The organism is Pseudodesulfovibrio mercurii (assembly GCF_000189295.2).
In the GTDB taxonomy this organism is placed as follows: Bacteria; Desulfobacterota; Desulfovibrionia; order Desulfovibrionales; family Desulfovibrionaceae; genus Pseudodesulfovibrio; species Pseudodesulfovibrio mercurii.
The window spans coordinates 1,627,859-1,648,094 of sequence record NC_016803.1 but is presented as its reverse complement, the minus strand read 5'-3'; the positions used below and the strand labels follow the sequence as shown (position 1 = coordinate 1,648,094).

Sequence of the window (20,236 nt, the reverse complement as noted above, 5' to 3'; positions counted from 1 at the left end):
TTACTTGATGATTTATTTGAGATAGTGCTCTTTCGACGAGACGTGTGACAAGCCCCGGGGCGAATCCGAGAGGAACATTCGGCCGTTCGGCCCGGAGGAGGGCGACGCGGGCGGGGACTCCCCGCATCCACCCCGTCGCGGCCAGGGAACGCACCCGGCGGGAAACGGCGTTTTTTCCCGCTTTCCCCTGCCCAACGTCCGCAAACGGCCGAGTTCCGGGAGATGCGAAGAGGTTTCGATGCGTGAGGCAACGGTTTTGAAAGAAGACGCCCGCGGGCGGCGATACGCGTTGTATGGCTGCCTCCTGTTCCTGGTCGCCCTGTCGTTGCTCTTCCGCTTCCTCACTTCGGAACTCGTCGAGGACGGCGGCGACGCCGTCTACAAATGGATGCTCGTCAAGCAGTACGTGCTCTTCGGGGACCTTCCGGCCAGCTGGAACCACCATGCGTGCCGCTGGGCTGTCAACATTCCTGTCTTTTTCATCCAGAAATGGTTCGGCACCGCGCCCACGGTCTACTATGTCTGGCCCTTTTTCCTGTCCACCCTGACGGTGGTCTTCGGGTTCCTGCTGCTGGCAAGACTCCGGTCGTGGCGCGTCGGCCTGGTCGGCGGCATCCTGATCGTCCTGTCCCTGCCCATGATCCGGCTGGGAAGCCAGATTCTGCCCATGGGGGCGGTCATCACCTATCTGCTCGGGGCGCTCTATTGCCTGACCCGCTGGCGGGACGACGGCGGCATGGCGAACATGATCGCCAGTGCGCTGTTCTTCTCCCTGGCCTACGGGGCCAAGGTCACGTCCATCTACTATCTGCCCGCCTTTCTCCTCCTCATCTGGATGCTGGCGGACGGCATGGGCGCCCGGGTCCGCTACGTCCTCTGTTTCCTGGGGGTGTTCCTCGTCGTCTACGCCGCCGAGACCGCCGTCTTCGACCTGCTGACCGGGGCGTCGCTGGGCCGCCTTGAGCTGATCCAGCATTCCCATCGCCCCATCCGCACCATTGATGCCGCCGTCCGGAACTGGCAGTCCTATTCCGTCTCGCTGACCGAATACCTCGCCAATTTCCTGGTCTACTTCCGACATCCGGGCGGGTTCGTCTCCATCCTGCTGTACGGCACATTCCTGGTCTCGGTCTCCGCCCTGCTGAGGAAATGGCGGAACATCTATATCCCGGCCGTGCCGTTTCTCTTCGGGTTCCTCGGCCACGCCTACGCCATCACCTCGGTGTTCCCCTTCAACAGGCCGGAGCGGATGCTTTTCCGCTACCAGTTCGTCGAGTTCGAACTGGCCATCCTGATCATGATGCTCTTCCTGTCCACCGTCCGTTTCGAAGGACTGGCCCGGAAATGCCGGTTGCCGGTCCGGCTGGGGGAGCGGGGCATCCGGGCGGTCCTTTTCGCGGCCCTGGTCCTGCTCATCGCCAGGTACGCCGTCCCGGCCGTGCATGCGGACACCGGCTGCATGCGGACCGCCCGCGTCATGGAGACCGTCCGGCAGGCCCGCGCCGAAGGGCTGCCCGTGTTCATCCCCGAGGGGGAGGACGAGAAGCATACCGTCAAGGGCATCCACAAGTACCGCGCGCTCTATACGGAGATCAGGTATCATGGGAACGTGCCCTATTACGACCGGTCCCATGGCCTCAGCCTGGAGGATTTCCCGGCGCTGACCAGGGACGGGAAGACCTATCTGTTGATGGAGCGGAACGGGTTCGCGGGGGAGTGGGATGACCGCGCGGTGATCCTGACGGAGTATTGAGGACCGGGAGGCCGCATGGCCGCCGGGATGTTTTCGCGCCGTGGGGCGGCGCCGCGGGAGTTTGCAACGGCCGGGCGGATCGGCTGGAATCCGGAGCGCGGATAGGCTAGGGTGCCCGCATCCGGTTCGCGCCGGTTGCAAGGATACGTTTGACAGTTGCCGGATCGGACAAGTCCGTCATGCGGGGCGGGGGCCGGAAGGGACCCGCCCGGCGCAATATTCGAGATGTACGGCGAAGACGACATTTCTTTCGACGTTCAGCATGGAGTCACAGCATGAAGTTGATCATTCAGGTCCCGTGTTACAATGAAGAGAAGACGCTGGGCATTGCGCTCGCCGAACTCCCGCGCACCGTCCCCGGATTCACGGAGGTCGAGTGGCTGGTCATCGACGACGGCAGCCGGGACAATACCGTGGAAGAGGCGAAGCGGCACGGCGTGGACCACGTGGTGCGCCATTCCAAGAACAAGGGGCTGGCCGCGGCCTTCATGACCGGCCTGAACGCCTGCCTGTCCCTCGGGGCGGACGTGATCGTCAACACGGACGCCGACAACCAGTACAACGCGGGCGACATTCCCGAGTTGGTCCGGCCCGTTTTGGAAGGCAGGGCGGACCTGGTCATCGGGGAGCGCCCGATCACCTCCATCGAGCACTTCTCCCCGCTCAAGAAGCTGTTGCAGAAGCTGGGCAGCTGGGTCGTGCGCGTGGCCAGCCAGACCGACGTGCCGGACGCGCCCAGCGGTTTTCGCGCCATGTCCAGGGAGGCGGCGCAGCAGCTGATGGTCTTCAACAACTACACCTACACGCTGGAGACCATCATCCAGGCGGGCCAGAAGGGCATGTCCGTGGCCTCGGTCCCGGTCCAGGTCAACGAGGACCTGCGGCCCTCCCGGCTGGTCAAGGGCATCCCCTCGTACATCAAGCGCAGCATCTTCACCATTGTGCGGATCTTCGTCGTCTACAAGCCGTTCCTGTTCTTTTCCCTCATCGCGGCGATCCTGTTTTCCGCCGGAGCCCTCATCGGGGTTCGCTTCCTCTTCTACTATTTCACCAGCGGCGGCAGCGGCCACGTCCAGTCCTTGATCCTGGCCGGCTCGCTGGCGGGCATGGGTTTCCAGACGTTCCTGATCGCCTTTGTCGCGGACCTGCTCTCGGCCAACCGGCGGCTGCTCGAGGAGATCCGCTTCCAGCAGCGGCAACGGCCCTTGCCCGAGAACGCGGACACGGCCGAAGAGCACGATTCCAAATAGGGGGCACCCCATGCGCGTTAGTCTTGTCGGTCCAACGCATCCCTATCGGGGCGGCATCTCGCACCACACGACGCTGCTCTGCGAGGCCCTGAAAAAGGATCACGAGGTCCAGTTCATCTCGTACAAGCGGCAGTACCCGGCGATCCTGTTCCCCGGAAAGTCGGACAAGGACCCCAGCGCCGACGGACTGCATGTGGAGGGCGTGGATTTCCTGGTGGATTCGGTCAACCCCTTCACCTGGCTGCAAACGGCCAGGGCCGTGGTGCGCTTCAAGCCCGACCTGCTCGTCCTGCCCTGGTGGGTGGTCTTCTGGGCGCCGCTCTACCTGGTCCTGATCACCTGGGTGCGGTGGTTCCTGCCCACCCGCGTCGTTTTCCTGTGCCACAACGTCCTGGAGCATGAGCCGTCTGCCCTCAAGCGGGCGATCACCCGCCTGACGCTGTCCCGCGCGGACCGCATCGTCACCCAGTCGCAACAGGAGAGCGAAAAGGCGAAGGCCCTGCTGGGCGCGGATTTCCCGGTGGTGACCGGGTTCCATCCCACCTACGTCTCCCTGGCCGGGGGGAGCATGGACCGCGAACAGGCCGTCCGGGAACTGAATCTCTCCGGGAACGTCCTGCTGTTTTTCGGTTTCGTCCGTCCGTACAAGGGGCTGGACGTCCTGTTGGAGGCCATGCCCTCGGTCCTGGCGTCCCGCGACGTGACCCTCATGGTCGTCGGGGAGTTCTGGAAGGACAAGGACGCGTACCTGGAACAGCTGGACCGCCTGGGCCTCGGCGAACACGTGCGCCTGGTCGATGAGTACGTCCCGAACGAGCACCTGGGCAGGTACTTTGCCGCCGCCGACCTGGTCGTCCAGCCGTACCGCTCGGCATCGGGCAGCGGCGTGTCCCAGCTGGCATACGGGTTCGGCAAGCCCGTGGTGGCCACGCGCGTCGGCAATCTGGCGGAAGTGATCGAAGACGGCCGCAACGGGTTGCTCGTCCCCCCGTCCGACGCCGCCGCGTTGGCGGATGCGCTCGTCAGGGGGCTGGACGGCCCGAAGCTGGCGGAGCTGACCGATAACGCCCGGCTGACCAAGGAACGGTTTTCCTGGGACCGGCTCGTCGCACTCATCTGCGACGCCCCCTCCGGCTAGAAGGGCCGGGATATTCCCCGGCCGCCATGGCCGCCGAACGCAGCCGCGCCCGGCCTGGACGGCGACCGCTACGGCCCCACCGTCCTTGTCCCCGCCGCGTGTCGTTGCGCGTCGATACACGGCCCTTCCGGGACCGATGCCGCGATCTCCGATCCCCCACAGAAAAGAAAAAGGGCCCCGCGCGAGCAGGGCCCTTGGATGATCGCGCGGCGAAAGGCGGCGGTTATTCGGCGGACTGGCTGCTCGAGCCCTCGGCGCCCTCCAGGAGCTTGATGGCCTCGAGTCCGGCCTCCACGGGATTGACGTGGACCCCGACACTGGCCTTGGTGCTGGTGGTGGTCTGCGTGTAGGAGCCGTCGCTGTTGTGCGAGGTGGAGGTGTGGCTGCTGCCCCATTCCTTGTCCGTGCCCACGGTGGGGGCGGCCACGGCGGCGCCTTCGAGCACGGCCTCGGCCTCCTTGGCCGGATCGTCGGCCACGGCGCTGCCCAGGGTGGCGGGCTCGGTGGTCGAGACGTCCCCGGTCCGGCTCTCCTCCAGCCGCTTCTGGTCGGCCGGGTCGAGCTGGTCGGACGAAATGACCACGGGCGCGTCGGCCTGGGCCACGGCGGGCTGGCCGTTCACGGGCTCAAGCCGGACCACCACCGAGGCGGGCGAGAGCACGTAGGCGTCGCCGGATTCCTCCTCGGCCCCGACGCTCATGAGGGCGTTGGCCACGGCCCCTTCGGTGTCGGCCCCGTTGGAGCTCTGCCACAGGCCGGTCTGGGCCGCGTCGCGGGTCACGCCCGCGGTGTCGTATTTGCGGGTGATCTGGACGTCCACCTGCCGGTAGCCGTCCTTCTTGACGGTCAGGATGTGCGGCTGGGTTTTTTCCAGGGTCACGTTGCACGGCGTGGTGCCCACTGCCTGGCCGTCGGCCAGGACCTGGGCCCCGTCGGGATTGGAGCTGACCGGGATGTTCTGGGTCGCGGCGGAGCAGGCGGAAAGAAGGAGACAGGCCAGAAAAGCGAGATACAAAGGTTTCATGGTAACTCCTGTGCGGTTGTTTCCCGCCCTATACGCAAGGGGCCGGGCAGGTGCAATTATTAACTTTGGTTTTCTTCTTCTTTTCAGAGAGTTACTTGCAATGACCGAACGGGGTGAACCGGGCCGTGGGCAGGGGAATCGGGTCGCCTGGCTCGGTCGCGTCCCGCGCCGTTCCCCTCTGCCGTCGGTCAGACCGTGGACGGACGTTCAGAAGGTCCGCGTGGACGTGAATCACCGCCGCCCGCAGGGAAACGCCCTGTTGCCCCTGAAATGGCGGGCACCCCTTTGCGTCCCGGACGATAAACCCGGAAGCGAGTGAATGATGCGGCTTGACCGGTGGCCCCTTCTTATGTAGGTAAGAGCTGTTCCGTATATCAAGATATCCTGATATAGAGCGAATCAAATGGAAATAATAAAGTATTGCAAAGCGTTGTCTGACGAAACCCGGGCGCGCCTGGTCAATGTCCTGCTGGAATACGAGCTCAACGTGGGCGAGATCGTGCAGGTCATGGAGATGGGGCAGTCGCGGATTTCGCGGCATCTCAAGATTTTGTCCGAGTCCGGGCTGGTGCACGTGCGCCGCGAGGGCCTGTGGGCCTTTTACCGGGCCAGCGAGGACGGACAGGGCCGCGCGTTCCTCAACGGCGTGCGCGAACTCATGTCCGGCGAGCCCGAGCTCAAGCGGGACCGCAACCGGGCCGAGAAGGTCATCCTGGAGCGCACGGCGGCCACCCGCCAGTTCTTCGACGACATCGCGCCCGAGTGGGACCGCATGACCGCCGAGGTCCTGGGCGACCTGGACCTGGGCCGCGAGATCCAGGCCCGGCTGCCCGAGTGCGACTGCGCAGCGGACATCGGCTGCGGCACGGGCGACATGCTCGAGATCCTGTCCCGCTCGTCGCGCTCGGTCATCGGCGTGGACAACTCGCCCAAGATGCTCGAGCTGGCCGAGGAGCGCTTCTCGGGCAACGGGCGCATGTCCCTGCGCATCGGGGAGATGACTCACCTGCCCCTGCGCGACTGGGAGGCGGACTGCACGGTCATGTCCCTGGTCCTGCACCATCTGGCCATGCCGCTCGACGCCATCCGCGAGGCGGGCCGCGTGCTCAAGATCGGCGGCCGCCTGATCATCGCCGAGTTCGACCAGCACCAGAACGAGCTCATGCGCTCGGAGTACGGGGACCGCCGACTCGGCATCCCCCGCGAGAGCATGTGCGGCTGGCTGGAGGAGGCGCGCTTCGACATCCGCTCCGTCACGGAATTCAAGGTCAACATGGGCCTCGTCGTGGTCCTGTACGAGGCCGAAAAACGATAACAACCCCATCTTTGGAGGAAACCATGTCCAAAAACGTCACGCCCGTCGATCCCGCCTGCGAGTACAAGGTGGCCGACCTCTCCCTGGCCGAGTGGGGCCACATGGAAATGCAGCTGTCCGAACGCGAGATGCCCGGCCTCATGGCCATCATCGAGAAGTACGGCACGGAAAAACCGCTCAAGGGCCTCAAGGTCACCGGCTCCCTGCACATGACCATCCAGACCGCCATGCTCATCAAGTGCCTGCACGCGCTCGGCGCGGACATCCGCTGGGCGTCCTGCAACATCTTCTCCACCCAGGACCACGCCGCCGCGGCCATCGCCGACTCCGGCATGGCCAAGGTCTTCGCCTGGAAGGGCGAGACCCTGGAGGACTACTGGTGGTGCACCGAGCAGGCCCTGACCTGGCCCGACGGCTCGGGCCCGGACCTCATCGTGGACGACGGCGGCGACGCCACCCTGCTCATCCACCAGGGCGTCAAGGTCGAGGCCGACCCGTCCCTGGCCGACAAGGAATACGACGTCCACGAGTTCCAGATCATCATGGACCGCCTGGGCGCCTCGGTGAAGGCCAATCCGACCAAGTGGACCGACATCTCCAAGAAGGTGCGCGGCGTGTCCGAGGAGACCACCACCGGCGTGCATCGTCTCTACGAGATGCAGCGCGCGGGCGAACTCCTGTTCCCGGCCATCAACGTCAACGACTCCGTGACCAAGTCCAAGTTCGACAACCTGTACGGCTGCCGCGAGTCCCTGGCCGACGGCATCAAGCGCGCCACCGACGTCATGGTGGCGGGCAAGGTCGTGGTCGTGGTCGGTTACGGCGACGTGGGCAAGGGCTGCGCCCAGTCCATGCGCGGCTTCGGCGCGCGCGTCCTGATCACCGAGATCGACCCCATCTGCGCCCTGCAGGCCGCCATGGAGGGCTTCGAGGTGACCACCATGGACGACGCCGCCCCGCGCGGCGACATCTTCGTCACCTGCACCGGCAACTACCACGTGGTCACCGGCGCCCACATGGAGGCCATGAAGGACGAGGCCATCCTGTGCAACATCGGCCACTTCGACTCCGAGATCGAGATGATCTACCTGGAGAAGACCAAGGGCTGCACCAAGAAGACCGTCAAGCCCCAGGTGGACAAGTGGACCCTCACGTCCGGCCGGTCCATCATCATCCTGGCCGAAGGCCGCCTGGTCAACCTCGGCTGCGCCACCGGCCACCCGAGCTTCGTCATGTCCAACTCCTTCACCAACCAGGCGTTGGCCCAGATGGACCTGGCCAAGAACGACTATGAGCCCAAGGTCATGATCCTGCCCAAGAAGCTGGATGAAGAGGTCGCCCGCCTGCACCTGGGCCGTCTCGGCGTGAAGCTGGAGAAGCTGACCCAGAAGCAGGCCGATTACATCGGGGTCGATGTCGAAGGCCCCTACAAGCCCGACCACTACCGCTACTAGGCGGGAAAGCGCGGAATAAAAAAGGGCGGCCCGAGCGGGCCGCCCTTTTTTTCGCGCTTTCCCGCCTAGTAGGTGCGGCTTCCGATAGCGGGCCATCTGCACATTTTTTCCGGGGGGGCTTTCATCCTCACGTAGACGGCTACGCTGCGGTGAAAGCCCCCCGGAAGAAAATGCACAGCTGACCCACTCTCGAAAGCCTGACTGCGTGCGGGCGCGTGGGGGAGAGCCGCTGTCGGGCGGCTGCGCCGACCGAATCGCTCCAAGGGGGAGGGGGGGGGGGCGAATCGCCACGGGGGAGGGGCTGTCGGTCGGGCTGCGCCGACCGAGCCGCCCCGGTGGGGGGCGGCGCCGTGGGGAGCGCTTTTTATACGGGACGGATTCCGACGTGTTGTGGTAGAGAGGGCGTCATGCGAAATGTTCGTCTGGTGGCCTTGGGGCTGATGGTGTCGGGCGTCCTGTTGTGGGGCGGGGCGGCTTGGGCGTTGAATGTGGACGTCCGGGTGTCCAGCTTCAAGGTGGACTTGGGGCTCGAGTACGCGCCGGGGAACCTCATGGACGGGGACCCGGCCACGGCCTGGGCCGGGGGGAGCATCTCCTCGGGCGAAGGGCAGTGGATGGAGTTCGCCTTCGACGTGCCCGTGCGGGTCACGGGGCTCGGCATCTACAACGGGCACCAGGGGCCGGGGCAGTTCGAGAAGTTCCGGCGCATCCGCTCGGGCCGGGTGGTCTATCCCGACGGCTCGGAGTTCCCCTTTTGGCTGCGCGACGAGCCGGGCGAGCAGGTCGTGAAATGTCCGGGCAAGCCGTTCAAGTCCATCCGCATCGTGGTGGACTCGGTCTTTCCCGAGGGCGTGCCCCTGGCGCGCATGAAGCTGGCCGTGTCCGAGGTCAAGCTGTACCTGACCCTCATGCCCGCGCCGGACGACGGGACCGCTCGGGGCGGGAAATTCGTGCCCCAGGCGCCGCCCGCCGACACGACCAATGCCGTGCCCGACGAGATCAAGACCCTGCTCCGGGACTTCTACGTCAAACAGACCTCCCTGGACGACGACTACTACCTGCTCTTCGCGTCCCACGTGCGCGACCGCTTCGACTTCCAGTTCGAGGTCTTCAAGGAGATCCAGCGCCAGCGCGGCACCTTCAAGCTCCTGCGCTCGGCCAGGGTGGACCCCTCCGGCCTCGGCTTCGAGCTGGTCTACCTGGACAAGGACGTGGCCGAGGTCCGCGCCTTCGGGACCTACCGCGTGCAGGTGGGCAAGCTGGACAAAAACCTCGAGGACGACTCGGTCTTCGTGCTCATGAAGGGCAACGAGGGCTGGAAGATTCTGGAACTCGACGGCCAGGAAGAGGATTTTTAATCGAATGTCAGTCTGTTCAAGACGTTAAACGATCCAGATATCAACCAACGCGTCGGCGTAGAGCCCCTCGGAATCGGCCGGGATGGTGGCCAGCCCATGGGCCTGGACAATGGTCCGCAGCAGCCCGGACTTGCCGAGCACCGGGTGGGCCAGGGGCGGTTGGCCGGGGCGTTCCTCCAGCCGGATGCGCACGTAGTCCTCGCGACCCGGCTTTGAGGCCACGTTGCGGGCCAGCTGCGCCTTGCGCAGGCAGCGGCAGGTCGGGGAGAACGCGGCCGGATCGCCCTGGAGATGGCGCAGGAGCGGTAGGACCAGGACGTGGACCACCACCAGGGCCGAGGTCACCTGGCCGGGCAGGCCGAGCACGGGCTTCTTGCCCACGCGGCCGAGGATGGTCGGCTTGCCGGGGCTGATGGCCACCCCGTGGGCCAGAATTTTCGCGTCCTCCATGGCCTCGATGGCTTGGACCGTGAGGTCGCGCACGCCGATGGAGCTGCCCCCGGACAACAGGACCGCGTCGTTCTCGGCGATGGCCGTGGCCAGGGCTCGGCCGAGGCTCTCCAGGTCGTCCTTGATGATCCCGTAGGGCACGGGCAGGCCGCCCGCCTGTTCCACCAGGGCGGCCACGGTGTGGGTGTTCACGTCGCGCACCTGGCCGGGCCTGGGCGTGGCGCCGACCTCGATGAGCTCGTCGCCCGTTGACAGGATGCCCACCCTGGGCCGTCTGACCAGTGAAATTTCCTCGAAGCCCAGGGCAGCGGCCAGGCCGATCTCCTGGGGCCGCAGGACCGTGCCCGCGGGCAGGGCGGTGGCGTCCTTTCTGGCGTCCTCGCCGCGCTGCATGACGTTGTCGAACGGGGCCGCGCTTTTGCGGATCTCGATGGTCCCGCCCACGATCTCGTCCTGCATGGCCTGGGTGTGCTCGACCATGACCACGGCGTCCGCGCCCTCGGGCAGCACCCCGCCCGTGGCGATGCGCGCGCACTCGCCGGGGTTGAGGACGATGTCCGGCAACTTGTCGATGGACAGGGCGGCCACGCATTCCAGGTAGCCGGGATTGGACTCGCCGGCCCCGAATACGTCGCGGGCGTTGACCGCGAAGCCGTCCATGCACGACCGGGCCAGCAGGGGCCAGTCGTGGGGGGCGATCAGGTCGTGGGCCAGGACGCGCCCGGCCGATTCGGCCAGGTCCACGGTCTCGGCGTCCAGGGGGGCGAAGCCTCGCAGCAGGGCCTCGAACTCGGCGCGGGAGATGATGGTGAAGAATCCGTGCATGGGCCTAGTAGATGATCTCGGTGCCGATGCCGGATTTGGTGAACAGTTCGAGCAGGATGCAGTTCTCGACGCGGCCGTCGATGATGGCCGATTTCTCCACCCCGGCCACGGCCTCCAGGCAGCACTTGATCTTGGGGATCATGCCGCCGGTGACCACGCCCGAGCGGATGGCCTCGAAGGCCTCCTTGGCGCTCAGGGAGGTGACCAGCTGGCCCTCGGCGTCGAGCAGGCCGGGCACGTCGGTCAGCAGGTAGAGGCGCTTGGCCCCCAGGGCGGTGGCCACGGCACCGGCCACGGAGTCGGCGTTGATGTTGTAGGTCTCGCCCGCCTCGTCCACGCCCACGGGCGCGATGACCGGGATGAACCCGTCGTTCAGCAGGGAGTGGATGAGCTTGGTGTTGACCGAGGTGACCTCGCCCACCTTGCCCAGGTCGATGATCTCGGGCGGGGCGTCCTTCTTCTCCACGGCCAGTTCCTTGGGCTCGGCCGTGATCAGCCGCCCGTCCTTGCCGGACAACCCCACGGCCTGGCCGCCGTGCAGGTTGATCAGGTTGACGATCTCCTTGTTGACCTTGCCCACCAGGACCATCTCGACCACGTCCATGGTGGCCTGGTCCGTGACCCGGTACCCCTCGCGGAAGCGGGACTCGATGTTCAAGGCCTTGAGCATCTTGCCGATCTGCGGCCCGCCGCCGTGCACGACCACCGGGTTGATGCCGATGTACTTGAGCAGGATGACGTTCAGGGCGAAGGCGCGCTTCAGGTCCTCGTCGATCATGGCGTTGCCGCCGTACTTGATGACGATGGTCTTGCCGTAGAATTCGGTGATGAACGGCAGGGTCTCGATGATGGACTTGGCCTGAAGCTGATACCGCTTCATGTCCCGCTTGCTGATGGACTCGTGTTTCATGGTGGCTCCTGTTGCCGGAAACGTACCGGAATCGGGCCGAATTGTCGGGGAAAGGGGGCGGGAAGTCAACCGGTAGCGTTCGCCGGGGTCGGTTGTGTCCCCGCCGCGCTCCGGCCCCTAGGTGGTGGACCGGGCCGGGGTCTTCCGCTGGAGCCGCCGGATCAGGTTCCGGGCCGTGCGGATGCTGTCGTCGATGTCGTCCCGGAAGCCGGGGGACTGGTCGCCGAGGTTGTCCCTGGCCTGCAGCAGCAGGGACAGGGCGGTCTCCGCCGTCTTGCCGTCCCCGCCCATGGAGGCGATGGACAGCTGGGCGTTGCCGATGTTGTAGAGGGTCATGGCCCATTGCAGGGGGTATCGCTCCCTGGTCCAGACCGCCTGCACGGCGCGGTAGGTGGCGATGCCCTGTTCAAGGCTGCCGGTCTTCCGCGTCAGTCTGCCCTGGAAGCACAGGAGATTCGCGTAGTTGTTGCTGACGCGCGCCCACCGTGCCGGGTCCTGCTCGCGGTTGAGATGGTCGAGTGCGGCCTGGAAGTGGGTCCCGGCCTCTTCGGCCATGGAGACGTCGTCGAGCTGCGCGGCCTTGCGCTTGAGGGTCATGCCCAGGTCGCTTTGGGTGTCCACCCACAGTTCCGGGTTGTCTTCGAGCCGGATCGCCGTCAGCACGGTGGAATACGCCCCGATGGCCTTGTCGTAGTCGTCGATGCTCCTGTAGTGGTCGGCCAGCCTGGCGTAGGCCATCCCCTTCACGGCCACGGTGTTGAGCCAGTCGGCGGGGTGGGCCTTGTCGGCAAGGTCTTTCTGCGCCTCGTCCAGGCGCGCCAGGGCCTTGACGTAGTGGTCGGCCTCGGCCAGCCGGTCTCCGAGGTGGAGGAGGCACCGGGCGATGTAGATGTTGCACCGGGCCGTCGCCAGGCGTTCGTCGTGACCCCGGAAGTGGTCCAGGGCCTTGGTGAAGGCGGACAGCGCCTTGTCCAGCGATTCGACCTGGGGCGTTCTCGCCGTGAGGGAAAGATAGCTGCGCCCCTCCTGGAATCGGGCCAGGGCGCATTCCTCCTCGTCGCCCGACCGCGCGAACAGGGCCGCCGCCACGGCGTAATCCTGCCCGCTCCTGTCGTAATATTCCGGCAGGCTTTCGCGCTCGCCGAGTTGCGCGAGCACGTACCCGAGCCGCTTGTAGGTATAGGGCCTCAGGTCCAGGTCGTCGTCTGGCAGCTTGCCGAGGGTCTTGTCGTACCAGGTCGCGGCGGTCTCGAACTGTACGGCGTCGTCCCCGGTCTCGCCCAGCTGCTCGTGGGCCAGCCCCAGCCAGAAGGACATCTCGGACCAGTCCAGGCCCTCCGCCTCCGCTCTGGGCACGGCCTTGTCGAGCAGGGCGGCGGCCTCCTGGTACGGCTCGGGCGTTCCGGTCTCGTCGCCGAGGCTGACCAGGCTGCGCCCCAGGGCGACCTCGGTGGCCAGCCATCGGCTCGGATAATCCCGCAGGGTGAAGGCTTCCAGGGCCAGCCGCAGGTTCTTGTTGGCCCGCCGCCGGTTGTCCACCTGGTCCTCGATGTCGGCCAGGCCGATCAGGGCGCAGGCCCGGTTGACCTGGGCCATGCCCCAGCTCCAGGGGTATTCCCGCCTGTCGAAATTTTCGATCGCCCGGTCGAAGTGCCCGATGGCGTCCTTGAAGAGCCTGGGGTCCCCGGTGGCGCGGGCCATGTCCATGCCGTTGAGGCCGAGGTCGGAGTGCATGTCGCCCCGTTGCCGGTTCGGGCCCTTGGGCAGCAGGTCCAGGGCCCGCATGAAGTCGTCGCTGGATCTCCGGTACAGTCCGTTGTCATCGCGCAGTTGCGCCAGCCGCCGCAGGTTTTCCCCCTTCTGGGCATAGGTCCACGACGCGGTCTCCGCGTCCTCCCCGGTCTCGGGGAACGCGAGCACGGCGTCGCAGTCGGCCACGGCCCGCAGCAGGGCGGCGGGGTCGTCGTAGCGGTCGCCCAGGCGGGTGTTCAGGAGGATGGACAGGGACCAGACGTAGCCGCGCGTGTCGGGGTTGTCCTTTTCCGAGGCCAGCAGGGGCGCGAGCCGGGTCATGACCTCCTCGAGCACGAAGCGGTCCTCCACCTCCCAGTCCAGCTCCATGAGGGTCTCCACCACGGCCAGGCGCAGGGCGTAGGTGTTGCCGGGGGAGCGGAAGAACGGGCTGTCCTTGAGCCCGAGGGCCGTCTTGAGCCTGTCCGCGTGGCGGGAGAGCCGGTAGGCCCGGTTGTCCATGTCCTCGTCGTCCACGAAGTCGCGGGCCGCGTTGATCACGGCCCGGCCGATGTCGCGGGCCAGCCGGTCCATCTCGGCCGGATCACCGGGGCGGTAGGCCGTCAGCTCGTTGGGCGAGTCGTCGTAGTCGTAGCCGGGGTAGATGCCCAGGACCAAAAGGTCGCCGTCCTCCCGGCCGAACAGGACGTATTCCGCCTGGGTCCGGGCGAGCCAGCCGTCGCGCCAGGCGGGCTCCAGCCACTTGGAGACGCCCGCGTACCGCCCGGGGCCGTTCAGCAGTTCCGGCGGCTCCACTACGCGGAACCCGTTGGCCGTCAGGAGCGCCTTGAGCGCGGCCCGGTGCGCCTTCCCGGCGGTATCCGGGGTCTCGAACGGGGCCAGCAGGACGGTGAAGTGCACGGGCGCGGCAACGGCGGGCGTGGCGGCGGGGCCGATGGCCAGCCAGAGGAGGGCGGCGCACAGGCACCATGCGGGGCGGAGTGGGGTCGAGGGGTGTCTCATGGTCGTGTTTTCGGGCTGCGTGTCGGGGAAAAGCGGCAACCAATATTTGATGATATGTGCAGGGTTCACGCCCTGTCAATGTCCGCGCAACGCGGTTTCGGGTGATGGTATCGGCGGATTGCATGACATCCATAGAAAAATATGGTGAAAAAGATCGCGGGAAGTCAACAGATTGCGGTTGCATCCATTGTACCGAGTTTGTTAAATCCTCCTAAAGTGCTAGGAAATTAACCAGGGGATAGCCGTATGCGACTGAGTTTCAATCGGATGGAATGGGCGGGCTCCATGGGCGACCTGGGCACGCTGCTGCCGCTGTCTTTCGGCATGATCATGATCAACGGCCTGTCGGCCACCGGGCTCTTCCTGACCGTGGGGCTCATGTATCTCCTGGCCGGATTCTACTACCGGGTGCCCATCGCGGTCCAGCCCATGAAGGTCGTCTCGGCCTACGCCATCGGCCTGGCACTCTCGCCCCAGATGATCACCGCTTCGGGCATCCTCCTGGCCGTGATGCTCCTGTTCCTCGGGACCACCGGCCTGGTGGACCGCGTGGCCCGCCTGGTGCCCCGGCCGGTCATCCGGGGCGTGCAGCTGTCCACCGGCATCCTGCTTCTGTCCAAGGGCGTCCACCTCATCGTGGGCAAGAACCCGCTTCAGCTCATGAATGGGATGTGCGAGCCGTTTCTGCTTGTCCAGTCCCTGGGCCCGGTGTCCATGTCCGTGCTGTCCGGCGTGCTCTTCGGCCTGATCGCCCTGCTGCTCCTGCGCAGCAACCGCTTTCCGGCCGGGCTGGTGGTGGTCGTGGCGGGCGCGGTCTTCGGCACCCTGTTCGGGGCCTGGCGCGAGCTGGTGGACATCCGCGTGGGGCTGCACATGCCCGAGATCCTGCCCTTCGGCATCCCGACCATGGCGGACTTCGGCTTCGCCCTGGTCGCCCTGGTGGCCCCGCAGATTCCCATGACCATGGGCAACGCGGTCATCGCCAGCCGGGACCTGAGCTTCGAATACTTCGGCAACGACAGCCGGAGGGTCACGGACCGCGCCCTGTGCATCTCCATGGGGCTGGCCAACGTCTTCGCCGCCCTGGTGGGCGGCATGCCCGTGTGCCACGGCGCGGGCGGCCTGGCCGCGCACTACGCCTTCGGGGCGCGCACCGCGGGCTCCAACGTGATCATCGGCCTGCTCTTCGTGGCCCTGGCCGTGCTCCTGGGTTCCCAGTCCATCAATGTCCTGCACCTCCTGCCCATGGGCGTGCTCGGCATGCTCCTGTTCTACGCCGGGGCGCAACTCGCCCTGACCATCCAGGACGTGCAGACCCGCTCGGGCCTGTTCGTCATGATGGTCATGCTCGGCATCACCATGGCCTCCAATCTGGCCTGGGCCTTCGGCGTGGGCATCTGCATGACCTGGATCATCAACAAGGGGCGGATCTCCATCTAGGCATGATGCTCAACCTGGCGCGATTCCAAGCGGCTTGCCATTTTTCCACCGGCAGGTACAATGTATGACAATTCATAAACACACCTGGAGGACACCCGCATGGGCAAGCTGATCAAGGAAAAGGACGCCAAGGGCAGACTGCATATCGACACCCCGCTCATGGGCGAGTCCCTGGTGGACCGCAACGTGCTCAAGGGCACCGAGGCGAGCGAGTACTTCCGCATGCAGCCGGACGTCAACGTGCTCAAGATCGGCGGCCAGTCCATCATGGACCGCGGGGCCAAGGCCCTGTTCCCCATCCTCAAGGAACTGGTCAAGGCCAAGGAAAAGCACAAGATTCTGCTCATGTGCGGCGGCGGCACCCGGGCCCGCCACGTCTACTCCATCGGTGTGGACCTGGGCATGCCCACCGGCGTCCTGTCCAAGCTCGGCGACAAGGTCTCGGCCCAGAACGCCGAGATGCTCTCGGTCCTCCTGGCCAAGCACGGCGGCGCCCTCATCGGCCACGGCGACCACCTGGAGCAGCTGCACATGTACTGCCAGCTCGGCTACCTGCCCATCACCACCGGCATCCCGCCCTACGGCTTCTTCGAGCACCCGGCCGAACACGGCTCCATCCCGCCCCACCGCACCGATTCCGGGGCCTTCCTCCTGGCCGAAAACATCGGCGCGCGCTCGCTTATCTACCTCAAGGACGAAAAGGGCATGTTCGACGGCGACCCCAAGAAGGCCAAGAACCGCGACGCCCTCAAGTTCTACGACAAGATCCACGTGGACGAACTGATCAAGCTCGACCTCGACGACCTCATCGTCGAACGTCCGGTCCTGACCTTCCTCAAGAACGCCAAGACCCTCAAGTCCTTCCAGATCATCGATGTCCTCCGCCACCCCGAACACCTCCACGCCGCCCTGGACGGCGAACACGTCGGCACGATCATCTACAAGGATTAGCAAGGAATGCCTCCGGCGGCCGGGGGAAGGGGAGAGGGAAACCCTTTGTAAAGGGCTTTCCCTCTCCCCTTCCCCCGGGCCCCCATCCCCTCTCCTTTCCTATACTTTTTATTGCCGCTTCGCGGGCCAAAGAGCACAAAAAGGCCTTCGACTCTGTATCGAGTCGAAGGCCTTTTTCTTCAAAAAACTGGAGCGATTCGGGTGCGCAGCACCCGGCAGCGGCTCTTCTCCCGCGTTCGCACGAGGCTTTTGAGAGTGGGTCAGATGTGCATTTTCTTCCGGGGGGGCTTTCGCCGCAGCGTGGCTTACCACGTGAGGACGCAAGCCCCCCGGAAAGAATGCGCAGATCGCCCGCTATCGGGAGCCGCTACGCGGCCTTCTTCTTCCCCTCACTCCCTTCGCCGTCACGGGGGAGGTAGACGATCTCGGCACCCGTCTGTTCGGCCAGCTCCTTGAGCTCGCACCGGCGGATGCGCTTGGCGTAAATCTTCAAATCCCCGCCCTGGATGCCGACAACGCGGTATCTCGGCTTCCTGGTCCCTTCCTCGGCCCGCATGCGTTCACGTACGAAAATCTTCATGATTGTCTCCTTGGCTTGTGCCTTAATGGACATTGGTCTATACTGTATATATATCCTTAAAGCACCTATAGTCAAGAAGGACATTGCACTCATGTCGAAAAAAGTGGGCGGCTCCAAGCCGCAGCGGTACGTACAGCCCTCCCTGCTCATGGCCCTCAAGGCCGGGCCTTCCTACGGATACCAGCTCATCCAGTCCATCGGGGACTACGGCTTTTTGCGGGACGACGCGCCTCCGGGCATGATCTATCGCCATCTGCGTCAGATGGACGAGGAGGGGTTGGTCACCTCCAACTGGGATGCCGAGGGCGACGGCCCGGCCAAGCGGGTCTACTCGGTCACGCCCGAGGGCCTGGAGGTTCTGGAGGCGTGGATTCTGCACATGGAGAAGCAGCGCGACCGGCTGGACGCGTTCATCCGGCGCTACCGGGAGTCGTAGCGGGCCGGGGGGGCCCGGACTTCGATCAGGACAGGATGCGCCGATACAGGACGCGTTCCCAGCAGCTGGAGACCATCAGGGCGGGCCGATGGGCCAGACCCAGCGAGCGAAGCCTGCAGTAGACGTGCAGGGGGTTGAGCCTGTGTTGCAGGCGGGAACGGAGGGACGTCATGCTGTCTTGTCGATGTTCCCGGCCGGGTGCTGAGGGGCGTTGTGGTCGATGTTGACGATGCAGAAGCGGGCCAGGAGCAGGATGGCCACGGCGCAGGCGAACCCGCCCGTGTACACGGCGTTCATGCCGCCCATGGCGTAGAGCCCGCCCATGATCATGGGGGCCACGGTCTGGGCCAGGCGCAGGAGCAGGCCGTTGGCGGCCATGAATGCGCCGCGCTGTTCCATGGGCGCGATGGTCGTCAGCATGGTCATGACCGTGGGGATGTTCAGGCCCTGGGCCAGGCCGAAGCAGATGACCGGTGGGATGGTCAGGAGCAGGGACGGGGCGTGGGGCGTGAAGAGCATGCACAGGCCGTAGAACACGGCGGCCGCCGAGAGCAGGGTGCGCTGCCCGAAGCGCTGGGTCAGCCGCCCGAGCTGGAACGAAGCCAGCCCGGTGAAGCCCGAGGCGGCCAGGAAGACCAGCCCGATGGTCGCGGACGAGGCCCCGAACCGGTGGCTGAGCAGGATGGGCAGGTAGGTGATCAGCGGGCCGTACAGGATGATGAAGGTCAGCAGGGTGGTGGCGAACAGGCTCATGGCCTCGCGTGTCTTCATTCGCCGGTAGGCGGCCGCGAAATATTCCTTTATGCTGCCGGTCTTCTGCGGCTCCGGGGTCTGCATGAAAAAGAGGATGGCCAGCCCCAGGGGCACGGCCAACAGGGGGAGCAGGAAGGGGTAGTTCCAGCCGAGCAGGGCCAGTACGCCTCCCACGGCCGGATAGCCCGCCGTGCCCATGGCCAGGACCGAGGCGTTGTAGCCCATGGCCTGGCCGCGCTCCGGGCCGGTGTACAGGTCGCCGATCATGGTCGAGTAGAGCACGCCCAGCGGGGCCGCGCCCACGCCCTGGAAGAAACGCAGGACCAGGAGTTGCTGCACGGTCTCGGCGAAGAAGCAGGCGAACCCGAACCCGCTGAAGACGAACAGCGAGGGCACCAGGAGCACCTTGCGGCCCACGCGGTCGGCCAGGATGCCGACCAGGGGCGAGAAGAGCACGCCGGGCAGGGTGAAGGCCGAGATGACCAGGCCGATCCGCTGCGCGTCCAGGTGGAGCCCCTTCATGATGTCGGGCAGGGCCGGGATGATCGACGACACCCCGAGCACGGCCATGAGCGTCACGCCGAAGACGTACTGGAGGTTGCGGTCGAGGTAGAGCCTGCGCATCAGATGGCCGCGTCCAGGAGCATGTTGTCGCGGTGTACGGCCTCGTCCGAGACCGTGGGCCCGATGATGGCCGCCAGTTCGTCCGTGCGCTTGCCCTTGATGCGGCAGAGTTCGTCGGCGGAATAGTTGGTCTGGCCCACGCCGAGTTCCACGCCGTCCGCCGTCTTGATGAAGATCAGCGCCCCGCGTTCGAAGCAGCCCTCCACCCCGGTGATGCCGATGGGCAGCAGCGACGTGCCCTTGGTCAGCAGGGCGTTGGCCGCGCCGCCGTCCACCAGGACGGCCCCGGACGGGTCGTCGTGGTAGGCCAGCCAGAATTTTTTGCTCGAGACCACGCGCTCGTCGGGCAGGACCAGGGTGCCGCCCTGGTCTCCGGCGAGCACGGCCGGGATGTCGAAGGCGCCCTTGCCCGTGACGATCAGGGTGGGCACGCCCAGCTGGGCCGCCCGCCGGGCCGCGCGCAGCTTGGAGTACATGCCGCCTGTGCCCACGCTGCTCTTGCCGTCGCACATGGCCTCGAGGTCCAGGGCCGCGATGTCCTCAATGAGCGGGATGGGCCTGGCCTCCGGATCGCCGTCCGGGTTCCGGTCGAAGACCCCGTCGGCCGAGGTCATGTTCACGAACAGATCCGCGCCGACCAGCCCCAGGCACATGGCGGCCAGGGTGTCGTTGTCCCCGAACTCCAGTTCGCGGGTGGACACGGTGTCGTTCTCGTTGATGATCGGGATGACGCCCCATTCCAGGAGCCGTTCCAAGGTGTTGCGCGCGTTCAGGAAGCGGTCGCGCAGCTTCAGCCCGCTGCGGGTCAGCAGGACCTGGGCCGTGACCTTGCCGTGCCGGGCAAAGGCCTCGTCGTAGTCGTGCATGAGCCGTCCCTGGCCCACGGCCGAGGCCGCCTGCCGGGAGACCATGTCCTTGCCGTTGCGGTGCTTCTTCCGGGTCCGCTCGTAGATGCGCTGTCTGCCCGCGGCCACCGCGCCCGAGGAGACCAGGACCACGTCCAGCCCCCGGTTCGACAGTTCCGACAGCTGGTCCGCCAGCCGGTTGATGGCCGCGCCGTTCAGGCCGTCGCGGGTGGTCAGCACGGCCGAGCCTACCTTGATCACCACCCGCCGGACGTTGTCCAGCAGGGTGTCTCGGGTAATGGGCGATTTCGTCATGGGGCGCACGGTACTCCAACTGGTTCCGGGCCGCAAGGAGGGACTTGCCCGCGGGGGCGCG

General features: G+C 66.0%; 17 protein-coding genes. 9 read left to right on the top strand and 8 right to left on the bottom strand.

Annotated features, from left to right (window positions below; all coding sequences use genetic code 11):
• The first annotated feature begins 256 nt into the window (after nucleotides 1-256).
• From DND132_RS07535 to DND132_RS07525, 3 genes are all read left to right on the top strand, one after another.
• Nucleotides 257-1,753, top strand: coding sequence for an ArnT family glycosyltransferase (locus DND132_RS07535; RefSeq protein WP_148266961.1), 1,497 nt, complete (start codon nucleotides 257-259; stop codon nucleotides 1,751-1,753).
• Between the two features lie 275 nt (nucleotides 1,754-2,028).
• A complete protein-coding gene (locus tag DND132_RS07530; RefSeq protein ID WP_014322120.1) occupies nucleotides 2,029-3,003 on the top strand; it encodes a glycosyltransferase family 2 protein in 975 nt (324 codons plus the stop codon).
• Between the two features lie 10 nt (nucleotides 3,004-3,013).
• The gene (locus DND132_RS07525) at nucleotides 3,014-4,141 is read left to right on the top strand and encodes a glycosyltransferase (RefSeq protein ID WP_014322119.1); all 1,128 of its coding nucleotides are present in this window, start codon (nucleotides 3,014-3,016) and stop codon (nucleotides 4,139-4,141) included.
• A gap of 223 nt (nucleotides 4,142-4,364) precedes the next feature.
• Here DND132_RS07525 and DND132_RS17625 read toward each other — a convergent pair whose 3' ends face one another.
• Complete coding sequence (locus DND132_RS17625) at nucleotides 4,365-5,165, bottom strand: PEGA domain-containing protein (RefSeq protein WP_014322118.1); 801 nt, start codon at nucleotides 5,163-5,165, stop codon at nucleotides 4,365-4,367.
• Nucleotides 5,166-5,568: 403 nt separating this feature from the next.
• Between DND132_RS17625 and DND132_RS07515 the strand changes: the two genes are divergently transcribed.
• The 3 genes from DND132_RS07515 (at nucleotide 5,569) to DND132_RS07505 (ending at nucleotide 9,292) form a co-directional block, all read left to right on the top strand.
• On the top strand, nucleotides 5,569-6,480 hold the full coding sequence (locus tag DND132_RS07515; protein ID WP_014322117.1) for an ArsR/SmtB family transcription factor: 912 nt from the start codon (nucleotides 5,569-5,571) through the stop codon (nucleotides 6,478-6,480).
• Nucleotides 6,481-6,503: 23 nt separating this feature from the next.
• Nucleotides 6,504-7,934 carry an adenosylhomocysteinase gene (ahcY, locus tag DND132_RS07510; RefSeq protein WP_014322116.1) on the top strand — a complete coding sequence of 477 codons (1,431 nt, stop codon included), beginning with the start codon at nucleotides 6,504-6,506 and terminating at the stop codon, nucleotides 7,932-7,934.
• Nucleotides 7,935-8,341: 407 nt separating this feature from the next.
• On the top strand, nucleotides 8,342-9,292 hold the full coding sequence (locus DND132_RS07505; protein WP_014322115.1) for a discoidin domain-containing protein: 951 nt from the start codon (nucleotides 8,342-8,344) through the stop codon (nucleotides 9,290-9,292).
• Between the two features lie 24 nt (nucleotides 9,293-9,316).
• On the opposite strand, the gene DND132_RS07500 is transcribed toward DND132_RS07505, so the two are convergent.
• From DND132_RS07500 to DND132_RS07490, 3 genes are all read right to left on the bottom strand, one after another.
• Entirely contained in the window at nucleotides 9,317-10,567 is a 1,251-nt protein-coding gene (locus tag DND132_RS07500; RefSeq protein ID WP_014322114.1) for a molybdopterin molybdotransferase MoeA, read from the bottom strand.
• Nucleotides 10,568-10,571: 4 nt separating this feature from the next.
• Nucleotides 10,572-11,447 carry an acetylglutamate kinase gene (gene argB, locus DND132_RS07495; protein ID WP_041916000.1) on the bottom strand — a complete coding sequence of 292 codons (876 nt, stop codon included), beginning with the start codon at nucleotides 11,445-11,447 and terminating at the stop codon, nucleotides 10,572-10,574.
• 147 nt (nucleotides 11,448-11,594) lie between these two features.
• Nucleotides 11,595-14,231 carry a tetratricopeptide repeat protein gene (locus tag DND132_RS07490; protein ID WP_014322112.1) on the bottom strand — a complete coding sequence of 879 codons (2,637 nt, stop codon included), beginning with the start codon at nucleotides 14,229-14,231 and terminating at the stop codon, nucleotides 11,595-11,597.
• A 246-nt stretch (nucleotides 14,232-14,477) separates the two neighbouring features.
• Between DND132_RS07490 and DND132_RS07485 the strand changes: the two genes are divergently transcribed.
• Nucleotides 14,478-15,671, top strand: a complete 1,194-nt coding sequence (locus tag DND132_RS07485; protein WP_014322111.1) for a putative sulfate/molybdate transporter — start codon at nucleotides 14,478-14,480, stop codon at nucleotides 15,669-15,671.
• Between the two features lie 99 nt (nucleotides 15,672-15,770).
• A complete protein-coding gene (locus tag DND132_RS07480; protein WP_014322110.1) occupies nucleotides 15,771-16,622 on the top strand; it encodes an amino acid kinase family protein in 852 nt (283 codons plus the stop codon).
• Between the two features lie 367 nt (nucleotides 16,623-16,989).
• On the opposite strand, the gene DND132_RS07475 is transcribed toward DND132_RS07480, so the two are convergent.
• Nucleotides 16,990-17,202, bottom strand: coding sequence for a hypothetical protein (locus DND132_RS07475; protein WP_014322109.1), 213 nt, complete (start codon nucleotides 17,200-17,202; stop codon nucleotides 16,990-16,992).
• A 91-nt stretch (nucleotides 17,203-17,293) separates the two neighbouring features.
• Here DND132_RS07475 and DND132_RS07470 point away from each other — a divergent pair, with 91 nt between their 5' ends.
• Nucleotides 17,294-17,638, top strand: coding sequence for a PadR family transcriptional regulator (locus DND132_RS07470; protein WP_014322108.1), 345 nt, complete (start codon nucleotides 17,294-17,296; stop codon nucleotides 17,636-17,638).
• 25 nt (nucleotides 17,639-17,663) lie between these two features.
• Here the strand turns inward: DND132_RS07470 and DND132_RS18465 are convergent, their stop codons facing one another.
• The 3 genes from DND132_RS18465 to proB are packed head-to-tail and all read right to left on the bottom strand — an operon-like array spanning nucleotide 17,664 to nucleotide 20,175.
• A complete protein-coding gene (locus tag DND132_RS18465; protein WP_014322107.1) occupies nucleotides 17,664-17,810 on the bottom strand; it encodes a hypothetical protein in 147 nt (48 codons plus the stop codon).
• Nucleotides 17,807-19,015: an MFS transporter gene (locus DND132_RS07465; RefSeq protein WP_014322106.1), complete on the bottom strand. Its 1,209-nt coding sequence runs from the start codon at nucleotides 19,013-19,015 to the stop codon at nucleotides 17,807-17,809. The genes DND132_RS18465 and DND132_RS07465 overlap by 4 nt, the downstream gene beginning before the upstream one ends.
• Nucleotides 19,015-20,175 carry a glutamate 5-kinase gene (gene proB, locus DND132_RS07460; RefSeq protein ID WP_014322105.1) on the bottom strand — a complete coding sequence of 387 codons (1,161 nt, stop codon included), beginning with the start codon at nucleotides 20,173-20,175 and terminating at the stop codon, nucleotides 19,015-19,017. Before proB ends, DND132_RS07465 begins: the two co-directional genes overlap by 1 nt.
• Nucleotides 20,176-20,236: the final 61 nt, after the last annotated feature.

Excerpts from the sequence above, each read along its gene's own strand:
- DND132_RS07530 (WP_014322120.1), top strand. The coding sequence starts at position 2,029 with ATGAAGTTGATCATTCAGGTCCCGTGTTACAATGAAGAGAAGACGCTG.
- DND132_RS07525 (WP_014322119.1), top strand. The coding sequence starts at position 3,014 with ATGCGCGTTAGTCTTGTCGGTCCAACGCATCCCTATCGGGGCGGCATC.
- DND132_RS17625 (WP_014322118.1), bottom strand. The coding sequence starts at position 5,165 with ATGAAACCTTTGTATCTCGCTTTTCTGGCCTGTCTCCTTCTTTCCGCC.
- DND132_RS07515 (WP_014322117.1), top strand. The coding sequence starts at position 5,569 with ATGGAAATAATAAAGTATTGCAAAGCGTTGTCTGACGAAACCCGGGCG.
- ahcY (WP_014322116.1), top strand. The coding sequence starts at position 6,504 with ATGTCCAAAAACGTCACGCCCGTCGATCCCGCCTGCGAGTACAAGGTG.
- DND132_RS07505 (WP_014322115.1), top strand. The coding sequence starts at position 8,342 with ATGCGAAATGTTCGTCTGGTGGCCTTGGGGCTGATGGTGTCGGGCGTC.
- DND132_RS07500 (WP_014322114.1), bottom strand. The coding sequence starts at position 10,567 with ATGCACGGATTCTTCACCATCATCTCCCGCGCCGAGTTCGAGGCCCTG.
- argB (WP_041916000.1), bottom strand. The coding sequence starts at position 11,447 with ATGAAGCGGTATCAGCTTCAGGCCAAGTCCATCATCGAGACCCTGCCG.
- DND132_RS07490 (WP_014322112.1), bottom strand. The coding sequence starts at position 14,231 with ATGAGACACCCCTCGACCCCACTCCGCCCCGCATGGTGCCTGTGCGCC.
- DND132_RS07485 (WP_014322111.1), top strand. The coding sequence starts at position 14,478 with ATGCGACTGAGTTTCAATCGGATGGAATGGGCGGGCTCCATGGGCGAC.
- DND132_RS07480 (WP_014322110.1), top strand. The coding sequence starts at position 15,771 with ATGGGCAAGCTGATCAAGGAAAAGGACGCCAAGGGCAGACTGCATATC.
- DND132_RS07475 (WP_014322109.1), bottom strand. The coding sequence starts at position 17,202 with ATGAAGATTTTCGTACGTGAACGCATGCGGGCCGAGGAAGGGACCAGG.
- DND132_RS07470 (WP_014322108.1), top strand. The coding sequence starts at position 17,294 with ATGTCGAAAAAAGTGGGCGGCTCCAAGCCGCAGCGGTACGTACAGCCC.
- DND132_RS18465 (WP_014322107.1), bottom strand. The coding sequence starts at position 17,810 with ATGACGTCCCTCCGTTCCCGCCTGCAACACAGGCTCAACCCCCTGCAC.
- DND132_RS07465 (WP_014322106.1), bottom strand. The coding sequence starts at position 19,015 with ATGCGCAGGCTCTACCTCGACCGCAACCTCCAGTACGTCTTCGGCGTG.
- proB (WP_014322105.1), bottom strand. The coding sequence starts at position 20,175 with ATGACGAAATCGCCCATTACCCGAGACACCCTGCTGGACAACGTCCGG.